This window comes from Vibrio sp. R12-SG2-ISO1, assembly GCF_059834045.1.
The window spans coordinates 702,072-723,678 of record NZ_JCBDGO010000008.1 but is presented as its reverse complement, the minus strand read 5'-3'; the positions used below and the strand labels follow the sequence as shown (position 1 = coordinate 723,678).

The 21,607-nt window shown below is 49.7% G+C and carries 16 protein-coding genes; 10 read left to right on the top strand and 6 right to left on the bottom strand.

Annotated elements, in window-relative coordinates:
- The first annotated feature begins 6 nt into the window (after positions 1–6).
- From pyrG to AC6R10_RS08660, 3 genes are all read left to right on the top strand, one after another.
- A complete protein-coding gene (pyrG, locus tag AC6R10_RS08670; protein ID WP_334554207.1) occupies positions 7–1,647 on the top strand; it encodes a CTP synthase in 1,641 nt (546 codons plus the stop codon).
- Positions 1,648–1,729: 82 nt separating this feature from the next.
- Complete coding sequence (gene eno / locus AC6R10_RS08665; RefSeq protein WP_334554209.1) at positions 1,730–3,031, top strand: phosphopyruvate hydratase; 1,302 nt, start codon at positions 1,730–1,732, stop codon at positions 3,029–3,031.
- Between the two features lie 391 nt (positions 3,032–3,422).
- Positions 3,423–4,796, top strand: a complete 1,374-nt coding sequence (locus AC6R10_RS08660) for an L-cystine transporter (protein ID WP_334554211.1) — start codon at positions 3,423–3,425, stop codon at positions 4,794–4,796.
- Positions 4,797–4,877: 81 nt separating this feature from the next.
- Here the strand turns inward: AC6R10_RS08660 and AC6R10_RS08655 are convergent, their stop codons facing one another.
- On the bottom strand, positions 4,878–6,125 hold the full coding sequence (locus tag AC6R10_RS08655; RefSeq protein ID WP_500671992.1) for a multifunctional CCA addition/repair protein: 1,248 nt from the start codon (positions 6,123–6,125) through the stop codon (positions 4,878–4,880).
- Positions 6,126–6,241: 116 nt separating this feature from the next.
- Here AC6R10_RS08655 and AC6R10_RS08650 point away from each other — a divergent pair, with 116 nt between their 5' ends.
- Both AC6R10_RS08650 and AC6R10_RS08645 read left to right on the top strand, forming a co-directional pair.
- On the top strand, positions 6,242–7,897 hold the full coding sequence (locus AC6R10_RS08650; protein WP_500671991.1) for an ExeA family protein: 1,656 nt from the start codon (positions 6,242–6,244) through the stop codon (positions 7,895–7,897).
- Positions 7,897–8,664 carry a general secretion pathway protein GspB gene (locus tag AC6R10_RS08645; RefSeq protein WP_500671990.1) on the top strand — a complete coding sequence of 256 codons (768 nt, stop codon included), beginning with the start codon at positions 7,897–7,899 and terminating at the stop codon, positions 8,662–8,664. Before AC6R10_RS08650 ends, AC6R10_RS08645 begins: the two co-directional genes overlap by 1 nt.
- 76 nt (positions 8,665–8,740) lie before the next feature.
- Here the strand turns inward: AC6R10_RS08645 and AC6R10_RS08640 are convergent, their stop codons facing one another.
- From AC6R10_RS08640 to AC6R10_RS08630, 3 genes are all read right to left on the bottom strand, one after another.
- The gene (locus AC6R10_RS08640) at positions 8,741–9,352 is read right to left on the bottom strand and encodes a TIGR04211 family SH3 domain-containing protein (RefSeq protein WP_334554218.1); all 612 of its coding nucleotides are present in this window, start codon (positions 9,350–9,352) and stop codon (positions 8,741–8,743) included.
- A gap of 175 nt (positions 9,353–9,527) precedes the next feature.
- A complete protein-coding gene (locus tag AC6R10_RS08635; RefSeq protein WP_500626469.1) occupies positions 9,528–10,787 on the bottom strand; it encodes an inorganic phosphate transporter in 1,260 nt (419 codons plus the stop codon).
- A gap of 127 nt (positions 10,788–10,914) precedes the next feature.
- Positions 10,915–11,595 carry a TIGR00153 family protein gene (locus AC6R10_RS08630; protein WP_334554222.1) on the bottom strand — a complete coding sequence of 227 codons (681 nt, stop codon included), beginning with the start codon at positions 11,593–11,595 and terminating at the stop codon, positions 10,915–10,917.
- Between the two features lie 207 nt (positions 11,596–11,802).
- On the opposite strand from AC6R10_RS08630, the gene AC6R10_RS08625 reads away from it, so the two are divergent.
- Positions 11,803–13,320 (top strand): CYTH and CHAD domain-containing protein, encoded by a 1,518-nt coding sequence (locus AC6R10_RS08625; protein ID WP_500671989.1) that lies wholly within the window; start codon positions 11,803–11,805, stop codon positions 13,318–13,320.
- A 28-nt stretch (positions 13,321–13,348) separates the two neighbouring features.
- Here AC6R10_RS08625 and AC6R10_RS08620 read toward each other — a convergent pair whose 3' ends face one another.
- Complete coding sequence (locus tag AC6R10_RS08620; protein ID WP_500671988.1) at positions 13,349–14,131, bottom strand: potassium channel family protein; 783 nt, start codon at positions 14,129–14,131, stop codon at positions 13,349–13,351.
- Between the two features lie 122 nt (positions 14,132–14,253).
- On the opposite strand from AC6R10_RS08620, the gene AC6R10_RS08615 reads away from it, so the two are divergent.
- From AC6R10_RS08615 to hldE, 3 genes are all read left to right on the top strand, one after another.
- Positions 14,254–15,510, top strand: a complete 1,257-nt coding sequence (locus tag AC6R10_RS08615; RefSeq protein ID WP_334554228.1) for a methyl-accepting chemotaxis protein — start codon at positions 14,254–14,256, stop codon at positions 15,508–15,510.
- Between the two features lie 135 nt (positions 15,511–15,645).
- Positions 15,646–18,504 (top strand): bifunctional [glutamate--ammonia ligase]-adenylyl-L-tyrosine phosphorylase/[glutamate--ammonia-ligase] adenylyltransferase, encoded by a 2,859-nt coding sequence (gene glnE, locus AC6R10_RS08610; RefSeq protein ID WP_500671987.1) that lies wholly within the window; start codon positions 15,646–15,648, stop codon positions 18,502–18,504.
- A gap of 140 nt (positions 18,505–18,644) precedes the next feature.
- On the top strand, positions 18,645–20,075 hold the full coding sequence (gene hldE / locus AC6R10_RS08605) for a bifunctional D-glycero-beta-D-manno-heptose-7-phosphate kinase/D-glycero-beta-D-manno-heptose 1-phosphate adenylyltransferase HldE (protein WP_500671986.1): 1,431 nt from the start codon (positions 18,645–18,647) through the stop codon (positions 20,073–20,075).
- An 84-nt stretch (positions 20,076–20,159) separates the two neighbouring features.
- Here the strand turns inward: hldE and arcA are convergent, their stop codons facing one another.
- Positions 20,160–20,876, bottom strand: a complete 717-nt coding sequence (arcA, locus tag AC6R10_RS08600) for a two-component system response regulator ArcA (RefSeq protein WP_334554234.1) — start codon at positions 20,874–20,876, stop codon at positions 20,160–20,162.
- A gap of 326 nt (positions 20,877–21,202) precedes the next feature.
- Between arcA and AC6R10_RS08595 the strand changes: the two genes are divergently transcribed.
- The gene (locus AC6R10_RS08595) at positions 21,203–21,592 is read left to right on the top strand and encodes a DUF3293 domain-containing protein (protein ID WP_500671985.1); all 390 of its coding nucleotides are present in this window, start codon (positions 21,203–21,205) and stop codon (positions 21,590–21,592) included.
- Positions 21,593–21,607: the final 15 nt, after the last annotated feature.

The following is a 21,607-nucleotide window of genomic DNA, read 5'->3' as shown; positions in this document are numbered from 1 at the left end:
TTAAACATGACGACAAATTACATTTTTGTTACTGGCGGGGTTGTATCCTCTCTAGGTAAAGGTATTGCAGCTGCATCTCTAGCCGCTATTCTAGAAGCTCGTGGTCTTAAAGTGACCATGATGAAGCTTGACCCTTACATCAACGTTGACCCGGGCACCATGAGCCCAACTCAGCACGGTGAAGTGTTCGTCACGGAAGATGGCGCAGAGACCGACCTAGACCTTGGTCACTATGAGCGTTTCATTCGCACCAAGATGACTAAGCGCAATAACTTTACTGCCGGTCGTGTTTACGCAGACGTGCTTCGCAAAGAGCGTCGTGGTGACTACCTAGGCGCCACCATTCAAGTTATCCCTCACATCACTAACGCCATTAAAGACCGTGTTATTGCCGGTTCTGAAGGGCACGATGTGGCTATCGTTGAAGTTGGTGGTACGGTCGGTGACATCGAGTCATTGCCATTTATGGAAGCGATTCGTCAGCTTGCTGTTGAACTCGGCCGTGAACGTGCGATGTTCATGCACTTGACGCTAGTCCCTTACCTTGCTGCGGCGGGTGAAGTGAAAACTAAGCCGACTCAGCACTCAGTGAAAGAGTTGCTCTCTATCGGTATCCAACCTGATATTCTGGTTTGTCGTAGCGATCGCATGATCCCAGCGAACGAGCGTAAGAAAATTGCCCTTTTCTGTAACGTTCCTGAGAAAGCGGTGATTTCGATGAAGGATGTGGATTCGATCTACAAGATCCCTCAACTGATCAAATCGCAAGGTCTTGATGATCTTGTGTGTGCACGTTTTGGTATCGACGCTCCAGAAGCAGACCTGTCTGAATGGGAACAGGTTATCTATGAAGAAGCGAACCCAACGGGCGAAGTGACTATTGGTATGATCGGTAAATACATCGAACTGCCGGACGCGTACAAATCAGTCAACGAAGCGCTTAAGCATGCTGGCTTGAAAAACCGCTTGAACGTCACCATTAAATACGTAGATTCACAAGATGTTGAGACTAAAGGCGTTGAAGTGCTTGCCGGTCTTGACGCTATTCTAGTACCGGGCGGTTTTGGTGACCGTGGTATCGAAGGTAAGATTCGCGCAGCGCAATACGCGCGTGAAAACAATGTCCCTTACCTTGGTATCTGTCTTGGTATGCAAGTCGCGCTGATTGAATACGCTCGTAACGTCGCGGGTATGGAAGGCGCGCATTCAACAGAATTTAATAAAGAGACGAAATACCCTGTGGTAGGCTTGATCACTGAGTGGGTCGACGGTGAAGGTAAAGTTGAAGAACGTACCGAAACTTCGGATCTTGGTGGTACTATGCGTCTTGGCTCTCAGCTATGTCACTTAGAGAAAGGAACTAAGGCTCGCGAGCTTTACGGTAGCGCGACGATTCATGAACGTCACCGTCACCGTTACGAAGTGAACAACGTCCTTCGACCACAAATTGAAAAAGCGGGCTTGAAGGTCTCTGGTCTTTCTGCAGACAAGAAGCTGGTGGAAATGATTGAAAACCCTGCGCACCCATGGTTCGTTGCGGCTCAGTTCCACCCAGAATTCACATCGACGCCTCGTGATGGTCACCCATTATTCGCAGGTTTCGTGAAAGCCGCTGGTCAGCACTCACGCGGCGAGTTTGAGAAGTAAGTAAAAAGGATACGGGCGGCGGCGAAGGTTGTGCTGCTGCCTTTTAAATTTGACATTTATATTTGAACGAGAGGAAACATTAATGTCTAAGATCGTTAAAGTTCTAGGTCGTGAAATCATCGACTCACGTGGTAACCCAACTGTAGAAGCTGAAGTACACCTAGAAGGCGGTTTCGTAGGTATGGCTGCTGCTCCATCTGGCGCATCTACTGGTTCTCGCGAAGCTCTTGAGCTACGTGACGGTGACAAAGCACGTTTCCTAGGTAAAGGTGTTCTTAAAGCTGTTGAAGCAGTAAACGGCGAAATCGCAACTGCTCTAACAGGTAAAGACGCGAAAGACCAAGCGGCTATCGACGCAATCATGATCGAGCTAGACGGCACTGAGAACAAATCTAAGTTCGGTGCAAACGCAATCCTAGCAGTTTCTCTAGCGAACGCTAAAGCTGCTGCAGCAGCGAAAGGCATGCCTCTATACGAGCACATCGCTGAGCTAAACGGTACTGCTGGTCAGTTCTCTATGCCTCTACCAATGATGAACATCATCAACGGTGGTGAGCACGCAGACAACAACGTTGACATCCAAGAGTTCATGATCCAACCAGTTGGCGCTAAGACTCTTAAAGAAGGTCTACGTATCGGTGCTGAAGTATTCCACAACCTAGCTAAAGTTCTTAAGTCTAAAGGCTACAGCACTGCAGTGGGTGACGAAGGTGGTTTCGCTCCAAACCTTAAGTCTAACGCTGAAGCTCTAGAAGTGATCGCAGAAGCGGTTGCAGCGGCAGGTTACGAACTAGGTAAAGACGTGACTCTAGCTATGGACTGTGCTGCATCTGAGTTCTTCGACAAAGAAGCTGGCATCTACAACATGAAAGGCGAAGGCAAAACCTTCACTTCTGAAGAGTTCAACCACTACCTAGCTGAGCTAGCAAGCAAGTTCCCAATCGTTTCTATCGAAGATGGTCTAGACGAGTCTGACTGGACTGGCTTCAAGCACCAAACTGAACTACTAGGTGACAAGCTTCAACTAGTAGGTGACGATCTATTCGTTACTAACACTAAGATCCTTGCTGAAGGTATCGAGAAAGGCGTAGCTAACTCTATCCTTATCAAGTTCAACCAAATCGGTTCTCTAACTGAGACTCTAGCTGCAATCAAGATGGCTAAAGACGCAGGTTACACAGCTGTAATCTCTCACCGCAGCGGCGAAACTGAAGATGCAACTATCGCTGATCTAGCGGTAGGTACTGCTGCAGGTCAAATCAAGACGGGTTCTATGAGCCGTTCTGACCGTGTTGCTAAGTACAACCAGCTAATCCGTATCGAGGAAGCGCTAGGTGAGCGTGCACCTTTCAACGGTCTTAAAGAAGTAAAAGGTCAAGCTTAATTCTTTATTGAATAAGGCTTAGCTTTAACGCTTTTTAGAAACGCTCCACTTCGGTGGAGCGTTTTTTTTGGGAAGCGCTTGGTGAGCGTGCACCTCCATATTTCAAGGAAGCGGTCTTAAAGAAGTAAAAGGCCAAACTTAGTTCTTTGTTGAATAAGGTCTAGCTTTAAAGCTCTTTAGAAACGCTCCACTTCGGTGGAGCGTTTTTGTTTTTCTATCCACAATATCAATGATATTTACGACCTGTTTACATTATTGCTCATTATGCACTCAGTTCTATAACTAAAGTTTCTAGATAATGGAAATTGAGTATTTTCTATTTTTCCAACAAACCGTTACCGTATTTGTCTTACATTATTCAAATAACAACGTTGGTTAAAAAGGAAACATCATGAGTGTCGCAGTGATTGCAAATTTAGTGGTATTTGCAGCGCTTCTTTTCTTCTTGAATCTTCAGCAAAGAAAAGGCGCAACACTATCAAGACAAGTGCTGATTGGATTGGTGCTAGGTAGTGGATTTGGTTTAGCGTTACAGCTGATTTACGGGGAAGGTAGCCTAGCGATTGGTGCGAGCCTAGACTGGATCAATGTGGTTGGCCGCGGTTATGTTGGTTTGCTGCAAATGGTCATCATGCCTTTGGTGTTGGTCTCAATGTTTGCAGCGGTAGTGAAGCTTGAGAACTCGGCCTCCCTTGGCAAAATTAGTGGCTTAACCATTGGCGTGCTGCTGTTTACCACCGCGATTTCTGCTTTGATTGGTATTGCAGTGACGCAAGGCTTTGGTCTTTCTGCTGAAGGGTTAACAGAAGGTTCGCGTGAAGCGGCGCGTCTGTCTGCCTTAGAAGGTCGAATGGATCGTGTCAGTGACCTGACGATTCCCCAGATGCTAGTCAGCTTTATTCCAACCAACCCCTTTGCTGATCTGACGGGTGCGCGTTCGACCTCGATTATCGCCGTGGTGATCTTCGGTATCCTTTCTGGCGTTGCCGCGCGTAAGGTGATGTTGGAAAAAACCGAACTGGCGGCGCCGATTCGTACCTTTGTTGAAGCTGTGCAATCCATTGTCATGCGCCTAGTGAAAATGATCATGGCTCTCACGCCTTACGGTATTGCCGCTTTGATGGCCAAAGTGGTCGCGACCTCAAGTGCGAGTGATATTCTTAATCTGCTGGGCTTTATCATCGCCTCTTACTTTGCAATTGCGTTGATGTTCCTTGTGCACGGTGTGTTGGTCTCTTTTGTTGGCGTGAGCCCGAAAGAGTACTTCACTAAGATCTGGCCAGTGTTGACCTTTGCTTTCACGTCACGCAGCTCGGCAGCGACCATTCCATTGAATGTTGAAGCGCAAATCAGCAAATTAAAAGTGCCGCCTGCGATTGCCAACTTATCCGCCTCATTTGGTGCCACCATTGGTCAAAATGGCTGTGCGGGTATCTATCCGGCGATGTTGGCTGTGATGGTCGCGCCGACGGTTGGTATCAACCCAATGGACATCAATTTTATACTGTCGTTGGTGGCGATCATTACTATTAGCTCATTCGGTATTGCTGGTGTAGGTGGCGGCGCGACCTTTGCTGCGCTGATTGTGTTGCCTGCGATGGGGCTGCCAGTGACGATTGCTGCACTATTGATCTCGATTGAGCCTTTGATTGATATGGCCCGTACGGCGCTCAATGTCTCAGGCGCAATGACAGCCGGTACGATCACCAGCCGCTTGTTAAAACAGAAAGCGGATGAGCCGGAACTCAATGAGCAAAGCGCATAACCGTTACTCTGTGTAGAGTGCAAAGCCTAAGCCTAGTTGCTTAGGCTTTTTCGTTTGGGTGACGATTTTTCTTTTAAGCATCTACTCTTCGTTTCGGTCACTAGAGAGACGTTTCGCTTTGCTTTGGGCAATCGCTTCGATGCGGCGTTGATTGAGCGCTTGGCGAATCTCTGCACCTTGATAACCAGCGGCAATGATGTCTTTCACTTCAACGCTCAGCGCCGCTTGGTAGGCTTGTTCGAACCAGATTTTTTGTGGATAGGGTTCGGCTTCAAAGCCTTTTCTTCCCTGGCTATCTGCCATGCAGCAGAGCAGGATATCGTCTAATCGTTCAGGCTTTCGCCAGACGTCAAAGGCATCGAGCACTTTGAGTAACGTTGCCGGCTTGAGCTCAGCGGCGCGATGAATATTGGAGTGGTATTGGCAGACGAGCAAGGCCAAATCGCGGTATTCATTGGGAATCTTTACCCGCTCACATAGATCTCTAATCAACTTGAGCCCCGTATGACAGTGCAGTTTGTGACTCGGCCACTCATTTTTCGGCGTGACCCCTTTGCCGAGATCGTGCACTTGAGCGGCAAAACGCACGCTTGCAGAAGGCGACAAGCGCGCCGCACGTTCAGCGACCATTAACGTGTGGATGCCAGTATCGATTTCTGGATGCCATTGCTCCGGTTGCGGTACGCCAAACAGGGCGTCAAATTCGGGCAGCACGACTGCGAGCGCGCCACATTCGCGCAGTACGGAAAGAAAAATGTGCGGGTTTTCTGTGGTGAGCGACTTTTGCCACTCCAGCCAGATTCGCTCAGGGGTAAGTTGAGACAGTTCTCCCGACTCGGCAATGGAGCGCATCAAGTCCAGCGTCTCTTGAGCGACCTCAAAGCCTAAATGATGGAGTTTTGCTGCAAATCGAGCGACTCTTAACACGCGCAGCGGATCTTCCACAAACGCCTCTGAGACATGACGAAGTTGGCGCAGTTCGATATCGTTTAGGCCACCGTAGGGATCAATCAGATGTCCCTCACTGTCTTGCGCGATGGCGTTAATGGTCAAATCGCGGCGGCGTAAATCCTCTTCGAGCGTGACATCTGGTGCGAAGTAGCAATCAAAGCCAGTGTAGCCCGCACCGGTTTTCCGCTCTGTACGTGCAAGCGCGTACTCTTGCTTCGTCTTAGGGTGAAGAAAGACAGGGAACTCTTTACCTACGGGGGTGTAGCCTTGCGCGATAAGATCATCGGGTGTGGCCCCAACGATCACCCAATCCTGATCGTAAACGTCAATATTGAGCAGGTGATCGCGTACCGCGCCACCGACAAGGTATCGTTTCATGGCCACTCCTTCTCATTTTAAAACATAGCCGTTGGCTAATTGGGTGTGCAATGGTACTTTTCTTATCAACAAATGCCCAGCAACAAATAGTCGCCACCCACTCAGAGACGAGATGCATGTACAAACACCACTTTGCTTTTCATGAGCTCCCTTTCTCGATTGTGCCTAGCTCTCGTTTTCTCTATCTCAGCCAGCGTCACAAGGAAGCGATCTTTCGCCTTACCTCTGGTTTAGGGGAAGGGGGCGGTTTTGCCATGTTAACCGGAGAAGTGGGGACGGGCAAAACCACAGTGGCCAAGGCGATGTTGAATGACTTGGATGCGATCGTCGATCAAGGACGTCTGCAAGCTGGTTTTATACTCAACCCAACCTTTTCCGAATCAGAGTTGCTAGAAGCCATCTGTGATGAGTTCTCCATTGCCTATTCTGAGGACGCCTCACTGAAGCAGTTGAGTCAGGCCATCCACCAGTTTTTAATTGAGAGTTACGCGCAAGGTCGACAAACCTTGTTGGTGATTGATGAAGCTCAGCACCTCAGTGCGCAAGTGCTTGAGCAGCTGCGCCTGTTGACCAATCTTGAAACCGAGCAGCACAAGCTATTGAAAGTGTTATTAATTGGTCAGCCTGAGTTGCAGCAAAAATTGCAAATGCCGATCTTGCGTCAGTTGGCGCAAAGGATCACGGGCCGCTATCACTTGCTCCCTCTAGACAGCGCCGAAACCGCGAACTATGTCCGTCATCGGCTGACACTCGCCGGCGGCGATCCTGAACTCTTCTCTTCGCGCTCGCTCAAGTGGATCGCCACCCAAACGCAAGGGATCCCAAGGTTGATCAACTTGGTGTGTGACGCGGCGCTGCGTCATGCCTACTCGAGGGGTGAGCTAAAGCCTAGCCATGACAGTGTGCAGCGTGCCTGTGATGAGGTGATGAGCTTCCAGTCCTCGTTTCAAATCACTTCTCCTCGCCATTCGACAAGATCATCCGGTGCACCTTATTGGTTTGCGGCTGCAATAGGTATCGCGTTGAGTGTTGTGGGTTATCAAAGTGCGGCGCTTTGGGCTGATGATCTGATTATGCAGCAAGTCGCCCGCAGTCACCCTATCCAGCACCGTGAACCGACCGTGAACCACGTGCTGCCAGATACGCTGAAAACGGCACTCGACTCCGCCATTAATCTTGAGCAAGGTTTGGCGAACTTGTATCGCGTCTGGGGCTACCAGGCGTCTGTGTTGGATAAGCTCTGTTTGGAGAATGAGCAAAGCGTGTTTCAATGCCAACTGACTCAAGGGGATTTAGCCACTTTGGTGCAAGCCAATCGCCCAGTGCTGCTCACGTTGGGGGAGGCAGACTCTCCACGTTATGTGGTGTTGTATCAACTCGATTCAGAGCACGCGACGCTGCTGCTTGACGGGCAGTTGTACACCTTGCCCAGCACCGAACTGGAGAGGCGTTGGAATGGCGAGTATCGACATATTTGGCGGCGCTATTGGGGAGGCACGCTCAAGCCTGGCATGGAAGGGGAGGCCATTGCCGCGCTCGACGCTCATCTCTCCTCAATTCTTGACCAACCCTCAACACAAAGTGCACGCTTTGATGAGGCGCTAGAGCAAAAAGTGAGATTGTTCCAACGTTGGCAGGGGCTCACGGTTGATGGGATTGCTGGCTCGAAAACGCTGCGTAAAATTGAGCAGATGAGTCTGCATGAGGCTCCGCGGTTAGATACCCGGATGGTCATGGCCAATCACAGCGCAGATGCGCAGGAGAACCGCTGATGTCACAAATGATGAAAGCGTTGAAGGCGTCCCAGCATCGCTATCAAGCTGCATCTGCAGCTGACGATGTCAACAACTCGCCGATAGACAGCGTTGCAACGCGCCCAAGTATGATGGTCATCAGCTTGCTGATATTGCTGCCTGCCTCGCTAGGAGTAGGGTTGGGTGTTGAGCGTCACTACCGTCAAGTGGAAGCCGATTGGCTCCTCAAGCAAACGGCGTCGCCTAGTGTCATTGAGCGCCCTGTCGAGTTCAGCGTTACCCCTTGGCGAGACGAGCAGGCGTTAGCCATGACGTACGAACTCACTCTTTATGACGCAGAAGCCTTACCGAGCGATCCTCGTAGCAATGAGGCCGAGGATAGCCAACTGATGGATACACCGCCGGTATCTCCCCAACCTAATGTACAAGCTTCGCCTCAACCTTTCATTGATGACTTAGATCTCTCTCAGCTATCGCCCGAGTTAGCCCTTCGCGTGCAAAGTGCCCTCAAACCATCGTCAACACCCACTCCGACGTCGAATGTCAGTCAACTCGCGCAGCAAGGTCTCAAGTGGGCGGGGCAGTTACCCGCGCTCAATTTCCAAACTCATGTCTATTCAAGCAAGCCAGATAAACGCTGGGTTAAGGTCAATGGTGTCGAGTATCAAGAGGGAGACTGGATCGCAACCGGCGTTCAACTGGTGTCAATTGAACCGCAGCACTGTATGGTGAGTTTCTCGGGTGAGCAGATTGAAATCCCAGCCTTGTATGATTGGCAAGGGTAGCCCTAGGGCTGGTGTAAAAAACAGAGGGAAAAGAAAAGGTCGCATTGGCGACCTTTTCGTTATCTTGGTTAGGGGATTACGCCCAGCCCGATGGTGAACGCTTTCTGCGCGGGATAATGTGCGGCAGAATCAAACCCAACAGCAAGCCAATACCAGCCACGCCACCGCCGTACATAAAGTACTTGAGTAGCAAGTCGTCTTTTTGGGTGTCAAGCTGTGCTCTTAGCTTGCGTACCTCTTCTTGAGAAGCCGTCAGTTGCTGGCTCATCTCACTGTATCCGCTTTCTAGGTCGGCGATTTGGCGGTTGCGTGTTTCAAGAGAATCGACCAAGCCCGCTTTTTCTTGATCAGAGTTTGCGCGCGCATTGGCAAGCTTCTCTTTCACTTCTGCCAGCTCTTTTTCTACGCGAGGTAAGCGCAGTGTCACGCTCTCTTGTGAGGTCACGAAACGGCTTTCGACCCATCCTCGGCGTCCTTTCGAGTCTTGGATGTGACTGTAACCGGAATCTTTATTGGACTCGATAAACGTCACTTTTTCGCCCGCATCGACACTACCAATAATACGAAATTGATTACTTGGTCCTGAGTGCATGTAAGTAAACAATTGATCAGAGATGTAGCGGTCTTGAGCAAACGCGGCAGGGGCCGCCACAATCGATGCCAAAAGCAGGTAAACCCATTTTTTCACGGTAAATCCTTTAACAGTTTTTTGTGTCTAATTTTTACTAGGGCAAATAGTAAGAATTTTCTAGGGGCTTCGCAACAAAGAAGGGAGGCTGAGCCTCCCTTTCTGCGGTATTGAGTCAATAATGACAGTGTATTAACAGAAGTAAGAATCCACTAACACAGTACTGACAGATGACTTAGACAAACATTGCTTGAATCGCGTAGTAGAACACCACGGCCAGCAGTGCACCGGCTGGGAGTGTCACAATCCACGACGCAACGATGTTACGTACCACGCCTAGGTTCAATGCTGCGATGCCGCGAGCAAAGCCGACACCCAGTACCGCGCCGACCAGTGTTTGAGTGGTCGAAATAGGCAGACCAGTACCCGATGCTAATACCACAGTACATGCCGTTGCGAGCTGCGCAGCGAAGCCGCGACTTGGCGTCAATTCGGTAATGCCGGTACCTACCGTTGCCATCACTTTGTGACCCAATGTCGCAAGACCGACCACAATACCAAAGCCACCTAGCGGAAGAATCCACCAAGCAATGGTGCTCTTGCCAGTGATTTCACCCATGTGCTCGACCGTAGAGACGACCGCAGACAGTGGACCAATCGCGTTGGCGACGTCGTTCGAACCGTGTGCAAACGCCATCGCACACGCAGTAATGACCATCAGGACACTGAAGATGCCTTCAACGCCGGCAAATCCGTGGTCATCTTCGCGGCTCGCAAATTTCTTCTGGATGTAGAGGTAGCCACCAATCATGACCAGCCCTGAGAAGCCAGCTGACCACATCCACGCTTCGCTGTTCGATAGGTGAAGACCGACGTGCTTTAGGCCTTTCTTAATGGTCACAAGCGCAATCACCATGGTGGTGATGAACATGTAGACAGGCACAAAACGTTTGGCGTTGATCAGCGGTTTTTCAGTATCGAAAATCAGGCGCTGAGCACTGACGAAAATAACGTAAGCAAAGAAACCAGAGATGACAGGGGTAACGATCCAACTGCCGACAATGCCTTTCACACTGCCCCAGTCCACTGCTTCTGTGCCAACAGAGACACAAGCAAAACCGATGATGGCGCCGATAATAGAGTGAGTTGTCGATACTGGCCAACCCATATAAGAGGCTAGCAGCAACCATGTACCCGCTGCTAATAACGCAGACATCATGCCGTAGACAAGAACGTCAGGTTGATTGGCAAACAGAGAAGTTTCGATTACGCCTTTGCGGATCGTATCCGTCACTTCACCGCCGGCTAAATAGGCACCGGCAAATTCAAAGATCATCGCGATAATGATCGCTTGTTTTACGGTGAGTGCTTTTGAACCTACCGAGGTACCCATGGCGTTCGCGACGTCATTCGCGCCGATACCAATCGCCATTAAAAAGCCGAAGGCTGCTGCAATAATAATCAGGACAGTGCCGTAATTCGCAAGGATATCCATCGTAATACCTAGTTGTTGATAACAAGCGGAGCAAATTGGACACGACAAAACCCCACAGCGAATTCAGTGTAGCTCGCTTACTGGGGTGTGCTTATAAAATGCTCTTCGTTATTTGGTTAACTTATGTTTATGAGCGAGACAGCATGAGTTCAAGACGCGCACCAACACGCTGAGCTTGATCTGCAATACCACCGACCCATTCAAGAATCTTGTAAAGGAACATCACATCAATCGGATTCAAATCGCTTTCGATCGCCATCAGTTGTTGGCGAAGTTGGATTTGCATCGCGTCTGTGTCGTCCTCAATCACATCCAGTTGATGGATCATTTCAGCCACGAGAGTCACTTCGCGACCTTTAAATCCAGTTTCCAATAACTCATCGAGCTCATTGATGACTTCTTGCGCTTGGTTTGCGGCGTCGAGACAACGCTTCACGTAAGCAATGAAGTTTTCTTGAAGAGGCTCAGGAATAGTCAGTTGTCGGCCGTAGACACGACCAGCAATATCTTTGGCTAGGTTGGCCAGTTTGTCTTGTTGAGTCAGCAGCTCCAGCATGTCGCTGCGGTCGACTGGCAAAAACAAACCACGAGGAAGTTTGAGACGGATCTCGCGCTTTAGTACGTCGGCTTCTTTCTCTAGGTGAGAAATTTGTGCACGGATTTCTGCGGCTTTCTCCCAGTCACCCTTTGAACTGACTTCAAAGAAGTTCACTAGGTGCGAGCAACATTCGTTCACACACACAACGTGGCGCTGCAAAGGTTTGATAGGGGACTTTGCAAATAACCCCATAATTGTATTTACTGGCATGGTCATTCAACCCAATTAATATAACCTAGAAAAAACAGACACCAATAAGAATGGTGAAATGTTGAGCGATGGCTATAAAGGCGCGCATGTTAACCCATTAAAGTGTGCATTTAAACTGTTTTAGATCATCAATGGGGCGATATTTCTCTCTTGCCGAGTAAGAAAATAGGCAATATCCTTTGGCTATCTGCGTTAAAAGGTAACACTATGGAAACCGAGATAGAACTGAAGTTTTTTGTTTCACCTGAATTTTCAGAGACGTTAAGAGAAAAAATAGCGTTAACAAAAGTACTTCAGCACAGTTGTCGTGAGTTAGGGAATACTTACTTTGACACCCCGGACAACTGGCTACGTCAACATGATATTGGATTAAGAATTCGTCGTTATGATGATGTGTTCGTGCAAACGGTCAAAACCGCAGGACGTGTGGTCGCCGGACTTCATCAAAGACCGGAATACAATGCAGAGCATAACAGCAATGATCCCGTCCTTACCTTACATCCGCAAGACATCTGGCCCGATGGCCGCGCGATTGAGGAACTGCAATCTCAAATCGCTCCTCTCTTCTCGACCAACTTTACCCGTGAGCAGTGGCTGGTTGGCATGCCAGATGGCAGCCAAATTGAAGTGGCGTTTGATTTAGGCTGTGTCGAGTCAGGGGACTTAACCGCGCCGATTTGCGAAGTGGAACTGGAGCTGAAATCAGGCCAGACTGATGCCCTCTTTACCTTAGCGCGTAGCTTGTCAGAGCAAGGAGGGATGCGCTTAGGCAACTTAAGCAAAGCGGCCAAAGGTTATCGCTTAGCATCAGGCTACCAAGGTGACGAAGTGAAACCGCTAAGTTTGGTTGAGACACAGCAAAAAGACAGCGTAGAGACCTGTTTTGTCCAGTCGCTTGAGCATGCGTTGTCGCACTGGCACTACCATGAGCAGATTTACTCTGAGCGCGAGTCGATTGATGCGCTACATGAAATCAAAAACGCCATCAGTTTTATTCGCCAAGTATTGACCGTCTATGGCGATGTGGTGCCACGTCGTGCCAGCGCCCTGGTTCGACAAGAGCTCAAATGGCTTGAACAAAGCTTAGAGTGGCTTAAGCAGTACGATTACCTTGAAGAGCTGCTGGAAGATAAAGGGCACGCGTTACGTAAACTAGAGGCACGTAAGTTCCTTGTCGCAGAGCTGAAAGAGATTCAGCAGCAGTTGCCTGACAGAGAAGAGATGTTGGCTCTGATTCATTCCGCCCGCTACGCCGGTTTGCTGCTGGATTTAAGCCGTTGGATTTTGACTCGCGGCTGGCAGCCGTTTTTAGATGAGAAAGCCCGTGAAGAGATGGCTGAGGGTGTAGAGCGCTTTGCTGTCGCCCAGCTCGATAAAACCTGGTCACAGTTGCTTGAGGTGTTCTCGCCTGAGCAAGATCTCAACGCGCCGGCGTATGTGGAGCAGCAGTACCATCTGATGCGCAATCTATACACAGGGGTGAGTTTTGCTAGCTTGTTCAATGTCGATGAGCGCAACAGCTTCCGCTTGCCTTGGAGTGACTTGCTGCATGGCATCGATGATTTGCTGACCCTTGAAACGCTGGATCAACTCAGCAACAAATTAGAGGGTGAGCAGCGCGAGCAACTGTTGCGTTGGCTAACTCGCCAAGAAAACTCCATTTTGCATGCGATGGAGCAGACGCGAATCATCTGCTTAGAGGCTCAGCCTTATTGGCGCCACTGATCTCGCATCATCACCATCACTAGGGAGCTTAAAGCTCCCTTTTTGTTGTCTGAGAAGTGGCTTCTTGCGCTTTATTCTCCAATGTATCGAGCCGTTTAATGATGGCTCGTTGATTGGCGAGAATCTCTTTGAGTAGTTGTTCTTTGTGCTCAGATCGTTTGGCTTGCAACTTGGACGGCGAGGTGATCAACGAAGTGATAAGCCCTGAGATCATACCGAACAAGCCTACTCCACAGATGATCAGGGCCGACGCTAAGATCTTACCGCCGTGGGTGACGGGAAAGTGATCGCCATAGCCAACGGTAGAGATGGTGACCAATGCCCACCACAGGGCATCCCCACCGGATTGAATATTGGCGTGATCCGAACCTCCCTCAATCAACAACATCATACTTGAACCAACCGTAAGTAAAACGATCAACAGCAATAAGATCGACGCTAAGGTCATTTCATGACGATTACTTAAGATCTGACGCAAGATGTGCTTACTGGCGCGGATCACCAAGATCACGCGCATGATGTGAAACAGACGTGCGTAGCGCAGGGGTTCAATCATCGGGATGCTGGCGACAAAATCGATCCAATGGCGTTTCATGTATTTCACGCGATCTGTTGCACGGATCAAATCTATGCTCAACTGCAGGATAAATATGCTACAGATTGCGAAATCCAAGCCGATAAGGACTTGTCGAGTTTCTTGACTGACTGGAAAGAACAATAAGCCTGAAATCACAAATAGTGCGACGAAAGACAAAATTAGTGACAGTAAGCTCATTGGTTTCGTATCGTCTTTGGTATCATCTCTTTTCATACGAGGCTCGAAATAAATAATATGAGTGCGACCGTTCCCTCGCGGTAGGCAGCGATAAGCATTAAGTGTCTGATAAGTACTCAATCACACCGTATCATAGTTGACTTAGCGGAGAACGAACAATGACCAAAATGGCATTTAAGCCATGGGAGAGAGCGATAACGAACGTCCGTTTGATTCCCAAAATGGTGCTACTGATGGTATTCAGTACCGTCCTTATCGTGGCTAAACAGTTGTGGGATGCCAGCACTTTCCACGACGCCCTGCTCGCCGCCACTCAAAATGCCCAAGTGGCACAAGCGCATTATCAAGCTTATTTAGTGCAAGTGGCTTGGCAAACCGTACTTCTGATAGGGGTCTTTGTCGTTATTTTGCTCTTTGCTGCTCGTATTATGCTGCGCCAAACTCAGTATTTGAATGATTCAATCAAACAAATGGCGAATCGCGATCTCTCCAATCCGATTGAAATGGACTGCAAAGATGAATATGGCGATGTGGCGCGTGAGCTAGAAAAAACACGCCGTCAGTTGCAAGAGGTGATCAAACTGCAAGTAGAGGCCTCGCAAGAGCTCTCAACGATGACTGAAGTGATGACTCTTAGCATGTCTGAGACGAAAGAGTCGGCGCAAGAAGAGTTTAATGAAATTGACCAATTAGCCACGGCGATGAGTGAAATGACCTCAACGGTGCAAACCGTAGCTGATCATGCACAGAATGCTTCTGCACTGACGGAAAGTGCCACAGGGCAAGCGCAAAGCGGCCAACACTTTGTGAAAGGTACGGTCGATAAAATCAGTGCGTTGTCGAAAGATATCGCTGCCTCAGCGCAGGCCGTTAACGAGGTCGAAGAGAGCGTTGAAGCCATCGGCAGTGTTGTCGGCACCATTCAAGGAATCTCAGAGCAAACCAACCTTTTGGCATTGAACGCGGCGATTGAAGCGGCGCGTGCCGGCGAAGCCGGGCGCGGTTTTGCTGTGGTTGCGGATGAAGTCCGTAATCTGGCGCAGCGCACACAGCAAGCGACGGTCGAGATCCAAGATATGATTTCTCAGTTGCAAAGCAGCGCATCCTCGGCGGTTGAGTTGATGGAAAAGAGTGTTGTTGAAGCGGCAGAAGGGGTGGAATTGGTCACCAATGCTGGCGGTGAGCTGGATGGTATCGTATCGCAAGTTAACCAAATCAATGATATGAACTTCCAAATTGCGACGGCAGCGGGCCAACAAAGCAGCGTGGCGGAAGAGATGAACCAGAACCTGACCAATGTTCGTGAGCTGGTGGAAGCCTCTGTGGTGGTGGTAACGGAACTGCTTGAGACGTCAGAAATGATGCAGCGCAATGCCGAAGAGTTGGATGAGAAAATTACCTCTTTCCGTGTCTGACGAATAAATCGCGCAACGACCAATAAAATTGATTGAACCAACGCCCATCGCCTACGCATGGGCGTTTTTTATTGACGCAAGTCTGGTATAACTAACGTCTTCGGTTTTTTATGCATTCGATTGTAAGGACTCCTCATGCATTTGCCTTCCTCGTTGTCTCCTCTTAGTGATAAAGCGTTCGCGGCGCTGCCCAGTGAGGCATTGGCGCAATGGCCTGCCGCGTTGCTCGAGTCGCTCAAGTACGTCCTAGGGTTAAGTCAGTTCGTTGCAGATAATCTGACCAAAGATGAGTCACTGCTGCGCCAGCTGCCAGCGATGCTTGCTGAGCAGGATCGCAAGCAGCACTATCGTGCAGATCTTTGCGCGCAACTGGAAACCTGTTCCGATGAGATGCAAGGACAGCGAGTCTTAAGACAGTTTCGTCGTCGTGAAATGACCTACATCGCTTGGCGAGACTTTTGTCAGAGTTGGACATTAGAAGAGAGCCTGAGTCACCTTTCGGAACTGGCTGAGGCGATGATTGTTGAAACCTATCAATGGCAATACAAAGCCTGTTGCGAATTGTGGGGTACGCCTTGTGATGAGACGGGGAAGCCACAGCCGATGTTGATCATTGGTATGGGTAAGCTTGGCGGTGGTGAGCTCAACTTCTCATCCGATATTGATCTGATTTTTACCTATCCAGAAAACGGGGAAACCCAAGGCGCCCGTCGTTCGATTGCTAACGCTCAGTTTTTTACCCGTTTGGGCCAGCGCATTATCAAAGCGCTCGATCAACACACCTTTGACGGTTTTTGTTACCGCGTTGACATGCGCTTGCGCCCTTTCGGCGAAAGTGGCCCTTTGGTGATGAGTTTTGCCGCGCTGGAAGATTACTACCAAGAGCAAGGGCGTGACTGGGAACGCTACGCGATGATCAAAGCGCGAGTGATGGGGCGAGAGATGTATCCCGAATATCAAGCGCTGCGAGAGATGTTACGACCCTTTGTTTTCCGTCGTTACATCGATTTTAGTGCCATTCAATCGCTGCGCCGAATGAAATCCATGATCAGCAGTGAAGTACGCCGCCGTGGGCTGAGCAACAATATCAAGCTAGGGGCTGGTGGTATCCGCGAAATCGAATTTATCGCCCAAGTGTTCCAGTTGATCCGTGGGGGCCGAGAGCCGAGCTTAAGGCAGCGTGGATTGTTAGTCACCTTAGAGGGGATTGAAGCACTGGCGTTGCTCTCAAGGGATGAAGTGGCCCATCTCACTCAGGCGTATCATTTTCTGCGTCGTTTAGAGAATCTGCTCCAAGCGATGGCCGACAAACAGACGCAAACCTTGCCAGAGTCTGACCTTGAGCAGTGTCAGTTAGCAACGGCGATGGGCTTTGCTGATTGGCCCGCACTAACGCGCGAGGTAGAAGCGCACATGCAGCGGGTTCACCATGTGTTTCAGGCATTAATTGGTGACGATGAAGAAGAGCACGAGCAGAGTGATGTCGCCAAGCATTTTCATGAGCTGTGGGATATGGCAGAAAAACCGGATGTGATGGAGCATATTTTATCTCATGACATCGGGCGAGAAGAAGCCAGTGCGATGGCGATGACCATCATTCAATTTAAGCATGATTTGGCGAAAAAAACCTTGGGCCCACGTGGGCGTGAGGTACTCAACCGTTTGATGCCCAAGATCTTTGCTGCGATCTATTCACATCAGGATGCAGAGTTCGGTTTACCTAGAGTGCTGCATCTATTGCATAAAATTGTCACACGCACCACCTATCTTGAGCTGCTGGATGAACATCCTGCCGCGTTGACGCAACTGGTACGTTTGTGTACCGCCAGTCCCATGATATCGGAGCTGTTGGGTCGCTATCCGATCTTACTTGACGAACTGATTGACCCTCAGCAGCTGTATAACCCCGTCCCACTTGATAGTTACCGCACTGAATTGCGCGACTTTCTTGCCCGTATCCCAGAGGATGATATGGAGCAGCAGATGGAGGCGCTGCGTCAATTTAAACAGATTTGCATCTTGCGTATTGCCGCCGCCGATATTGCCGGTGCCTTGCCTGTCATGAAAGTGAGTGATCACTTAACCTACCTAGCCGAAGCCATTGTTGAGTCTGTCGTCCATCAAGCTTGGCTACAAATGGCTGAGAAGTACGGTGAGCCGACGCACCTCAAAGAGAGAGAGGGCAAAGGCTTTGCGGTCGTTGGCTATGGCAAAGTGGGAGGCTGGGAGCTGGGCTATAACTCGGATCTGGATATCGTGTTCATGCACGACTGCCCAGTGAACGTCTACACCGATGGCGCAAAAGAGATTGATGGGCGCCAGTTTTATCTGCGTCTTGCCCAGCGCATTATCCATATTTTCTCAACCCGCACAGCGTCGGGGATTTTGTATGAAGTGGATACCCGCTTAAGGCCATCCGGTATCTCTGGTTTATTGGTTAGCCCTGCCGACGCCTTTGATGATTATCAGCATCAAGAGGCGTGGACATGGGAGCATCAAGCTCTAGTGCGCGCCCGCATGATTTACGGTGATGAGCCGCTACAGGCTGCATTTGCTAAAACGCGCCATGAGGTCTTGGCGACGCCGCGCGATGAAGCCAGTTTGCGCAAAGACGTCGCCGAGATGCGAGAAAAAATGCGCGATCATCTGGGTGGGAAAAAGCCTGGCCGCTTTATGCTCAAACAAGACCCAGGCGGTATCACGGATGTGGAGTTTTTAGCGCAATATTTGGTGCTTCGCTATAGCCATGAGAAGCCAAAACTCACGCGTTGGAGTGATAACGTCCGTATTTTCGAATCCATGATGGCGCAAGGTGTGCTTGAGGAATCTTCGGCGCAGGCGCTGACTCACGCCTACACCACCATGCGCGACCAAATTCATCACCGCAATCTGCTCAACCTTGACGCCGATGTCACGCAAGATAAATTTACCGACGAGCGTGCGCTGGTGCAGAGAATATGGGCGCAGTGGTTAAGTTTGGAGTCGGCCTCTTAAGGTTTACTAAAGTGACAAAGCCGATACGCGGTGGCTGGCAGAAAATCGCCCAATTCCGACAATTTGGCATCAAGGCAAGGGTTTAGGGTGGTATGACGCTGTGCTAAACTCTCGCGAGAATTTAATTTTGGAGATCGTTGATGAAACCTATCCTGCCGAACTACAAGGATTCTGGTGTCTTAATCATTGGTGATGTAATGCTGGATCGCTACTGGTACGGACCGACTGGCCGTATTTCACCAGAAGCACCGGTGCCTGTGGTTAAAGTAGAAAATAACGAAGAGCGTCCAGGTGGGGCCGCCAACGTTGCTATGAACATTGCGTCACTCGGCGGACATGCGCACATCGTCGGTCTAACGGGTATTGATGAGCCAGCTCAGGTGTTGAGTGATACGCTGACGGCGCTGAACGTGACCTGCGATTTTGTTGGTTTGGCCGAGTATCCAACCATCACAAAACTGCGCGTGATGAGCCGAGGGCAACAACTGATTCGTCTCGATTTTGAAGACAAGTTTGAAGGTGTAGACCCGTCACTAGTGCTTGCCCGTATGGAGAAAGTACTGCCCAACGTCAAAGCGGTGGTGTTGTCGGATTACGCCAAAGGCGCGCTCGAGCACGTCCAGCAGTACATTCAAAAAGCGCGAGCGGCAAACGTACCTGTCTTTATCGACCCGAAAGGGGCAGATTTTGAACGCTACCGCGGCGCAACTTTGTTGACACCTAACATGGCAGAGTTTGAGCATGTGGTAGGTAAAGTGAAGTCCGATGACGACTTGGTGGAAAAGGGCTTAGCCCTTATCGAGCAGTTTGACTTGGACGCACTCTTGGTGACGCGCAGTGAGCACGGTATGACCTTGCTACGTCGCGGTCAAGCGCCATTCCATCTTCCCACTCAAGCGAAAGAAGTGTTTGATGTGACGGGGGCTGGCGATACGGTGATTTCCGTGTTGGCTGCCTCCGTTGCGTCAGGGAAAGCGTTGGATGAAGCGTGTGCGTTGGCCAATGCCGCCGCAGGCGTTGTGGTGGGTAAGCTGGGTACTTCTACGGTATCAACCATCGAGCTTGCCGAAGCTGTACATGGCAGCCAAGATACCGATTACGGAGTGATCAGCGAGAAAGCGTTAATTACTGCCGTTAAGCAGGCGCAACAGAAAGGCGAGAAAGTGGTCATGACCAATGGCTGTTTCGATATCTTGCACGCCGGCCATGTCTCTTACCTCAATCATGCGGCGGAGCTCGGCGATCGTTTGATCGTAGCCGTCAATACTGATGAGTCGGTAAAACGCCTCAAAGGCCCAGGTCGACCTGTCAACCCAACCGATCGCCGCATGGCCGTACTGGCAGGGCTCGGTGCCGTCGACTGGGTAGTGCCGTTCAGTGAAGATACGCCGCAACGCTTGATTGCTACGGTATTGCCAGACCTGCTTGTCAAAGGCGGTGATTACAAGCCGGAAGAGATTGCTGGTGGAGCTGAGGTGATTGCTAACGGCGGTGAAGTCAAAGTGCTCAATTTTGAAGACGGTTGCTCGACCACAGAAATCATTCAAGCCATCCGTGGTGGAAAAGGCTGATCCAACCGAGCGATACATAACAAAAATACCCAACAAAAATGGAGCCCTTAGGCTCCATTTTTTATGTTGACTGCGAGATGTCGATTACTCTTCTAAATCACCGCAGAAACGGTAACCTTCACCGTGAATAGTCGCAATGATTTCAGGCGTGCCTGATACCGATTCAAAGTGCTTACGAATACGACGAATCGTAACATCAACAGTACGGTCATGAGGCTTAAGCTCACGGCCGGTCATTTTCTTCAGAAGATCAGCGCGAGTTTGGATCTTACCTGGGTTCTCACAGAAGTGCAGTAGGGCACGGAATTCTGAACGAGGTAGCTTGTAGCCATCGCCACTTGGGCTCACCAGTGAGCGGCTGTTAATGTCCAGTACCCAACCATTGAACTGGTACTTCTCAACGCTGCGTTTTTCTTCTTGCACGGCACTGGCGTTCATCGAACGATTAAGCAGGTTGCGAGCGCGAATGGTCAATTCACGTGGGTTAAATGGTTTGGTGATGTAATCATCCGCACCGATTTCTAGGCCTAGAATTTTATCCACTTCATTGTCACGACCTGTTAGGAACATCAGTGCCACATTGGCTTGTTCGCGCAGCTCACGAGCCAGTAGCAGGCCGTTTTTACCAGGCAGGTTAATATCCATGATCACCAGATTTACATGGCTCTCAGACAGAACCTGGTGCATCTCTTCACCGTCACTGGCCTCAAAAACAGCGTATCCCTCTGCTTCAAAAATACTCTTTAGAGTGTTACGAGTTACTTGCTCATCTTCAACAATAAGAATGTGCGGGGTTTGCATTGGCGGTACCTAAACTTGTGAAAAAACTGTGCTAATAGAATAAATTCTAGGCAAAAACATAACATACAGGTAATGTCTTGTTGATAATAAACCAAAGACTTTAAAATTACACTGCCTTTAGTTGCCCGCCATCCTTGGTGTCTAACAGACTTGCAGCGAGGTCCCTTAGTCCTCTGTATCCCATTAGTCGTTGAAGCGGATTCTATAATGTTAACAGCATGCTAACAATGCAGAAATGTTAATTCCAATCACTTTGTTGATTTATATCAAGAGTTCTAATGTAACAAATATTAATAGTCTCGAGTAAATGTAAAACTGTTGACGATATGACAATCAATGCTCAGCTGTGGCAAGCCTATCGCGAGCCATTTTTCCGATTTCTCAGTCCGCCACCTGGTGATGCGTTTGCCATCGTGACGGCGTGGAACCCCGCCAGCCAGCGCCTTACCTTAGAGCAAAATCGCCTTCGCCAGCAGGCGATGATCACAAGTCTAGGCGGCGCAGCATGGAGTGAAATCTTGGTGGGGGATCGCCGTTTTGAATGGAGCGAAGAGAGCTTGGCGGTGACGATGCCGATGCAAACCGCGCTTTCATTGGCCAACCGTTTTGGGCAAAATGCCATTTACTACGTCCAAGGAGAGACGTTGATCTTGGTGTCTTGTTTGCCTGATGGTCGACAAGAATCGCTAGGGCAGTGGCGCACTCGATGCCTATAAAGGTCGATTTACCCT

Coding starts and splice junctions, on each gene's coding strand:
- AC6R10_RS08615 (WP_334554228.1), top strand. CDS start 14,254: ATGACCAAAATGGCATTTAAGCCATGGGAGAGAGCGATAACGAACGTC.
- arcA (WP_334554234.1), bottom strand. CDS start 20,876: ATGCAAACCCCGCACATTCTTATTGTTGAAGATGAGCAAGTAACTCGT.
- pyrG (WP_334554207.1), top strand. CDS start 7: ATGACGACAAATTACATTTTTGTTACTGGCGGGGTTGTATCCTCTCTA.
- AC6R10_RS08630 (WP_334554222.1), bottom strand. CDS start 11,595: ATGCCAGTAAATACAATTATGGGGTTATTTGCAAAGTCCCCTATCAAA.
- glnE (WP_500671987.1), top strand. CDS start 15,646: ATGCATTTGCCTTCCTCGTTGTCTCCTCTTAGTGATAAAGCGTTCGCG.
- AC6R10_RS08655 (WP_500671992.1), bottom strand. CDS start 6,125: ATGAAACGATACCTTGTCGGTGGCGCGGTACGCGATCACCTGCTCAAT.
- eno (WP_334554209.1), top strand. CDS start 1,730: ATGTCTAAGATCGTTAAAGTTCTAGGTCGTGAAATCATCGACTCACGT.
- AC6R10_RS08645 (WP_500671990.1), top strand. CDS start 7,897: ATGTCACAAATGATGAAAGCGTTGAAGGCGTCCCAGCATCGCTATCAA.
- AC6R10_RS08595 (WP_500671985.1), top strand. CDS start 21,203: ATGACAATCAATGCTCAGCTGTGGCAAGCCTATCGCGAGCCATTTTTC.
- AC6R10_RS08635 (WP_500626469.1), bottom strand. CDS start 10,787: ATGGATATCCTTGCGAATTACGGCACTGTCCTGATTATTATTGCAGCA.
- AC6R10_RS08650 (WP_500671991.1), top strand. CDS start 6,242: ATGTACAAACACCACTTTGCTTTTCATGAGCTCCCTTTCTCGATTGTG.
- AC6R10_RS08660 (WP_334554211.1), top strand. CDS start 3,423: ATGAGTGTCGCAGTGATTGCAAATTTAGTGGTATTTGCAGCGCTTCTT.
- AC6R10_RS08625 (WP_500671989.1), top strand. CDS start 11,803: ATGGAAACCGAGATAGAACTGAAGTTTTTTGTTTCACCTGAATTTTCA.
- AC6R10_RS08620 (WP_500671988.1), bottom strand. CDS start 14,131: ATGAAAAGAGATGATACCAAAGACGATACGAAACCAATGAGCTTACTG.
- hldE (WP_500671986.1), top strand. CDS start 18,645: ATGAAACCTATCCTGCCGAACTACAAGGATTCTGGTGTCTTAATCATT.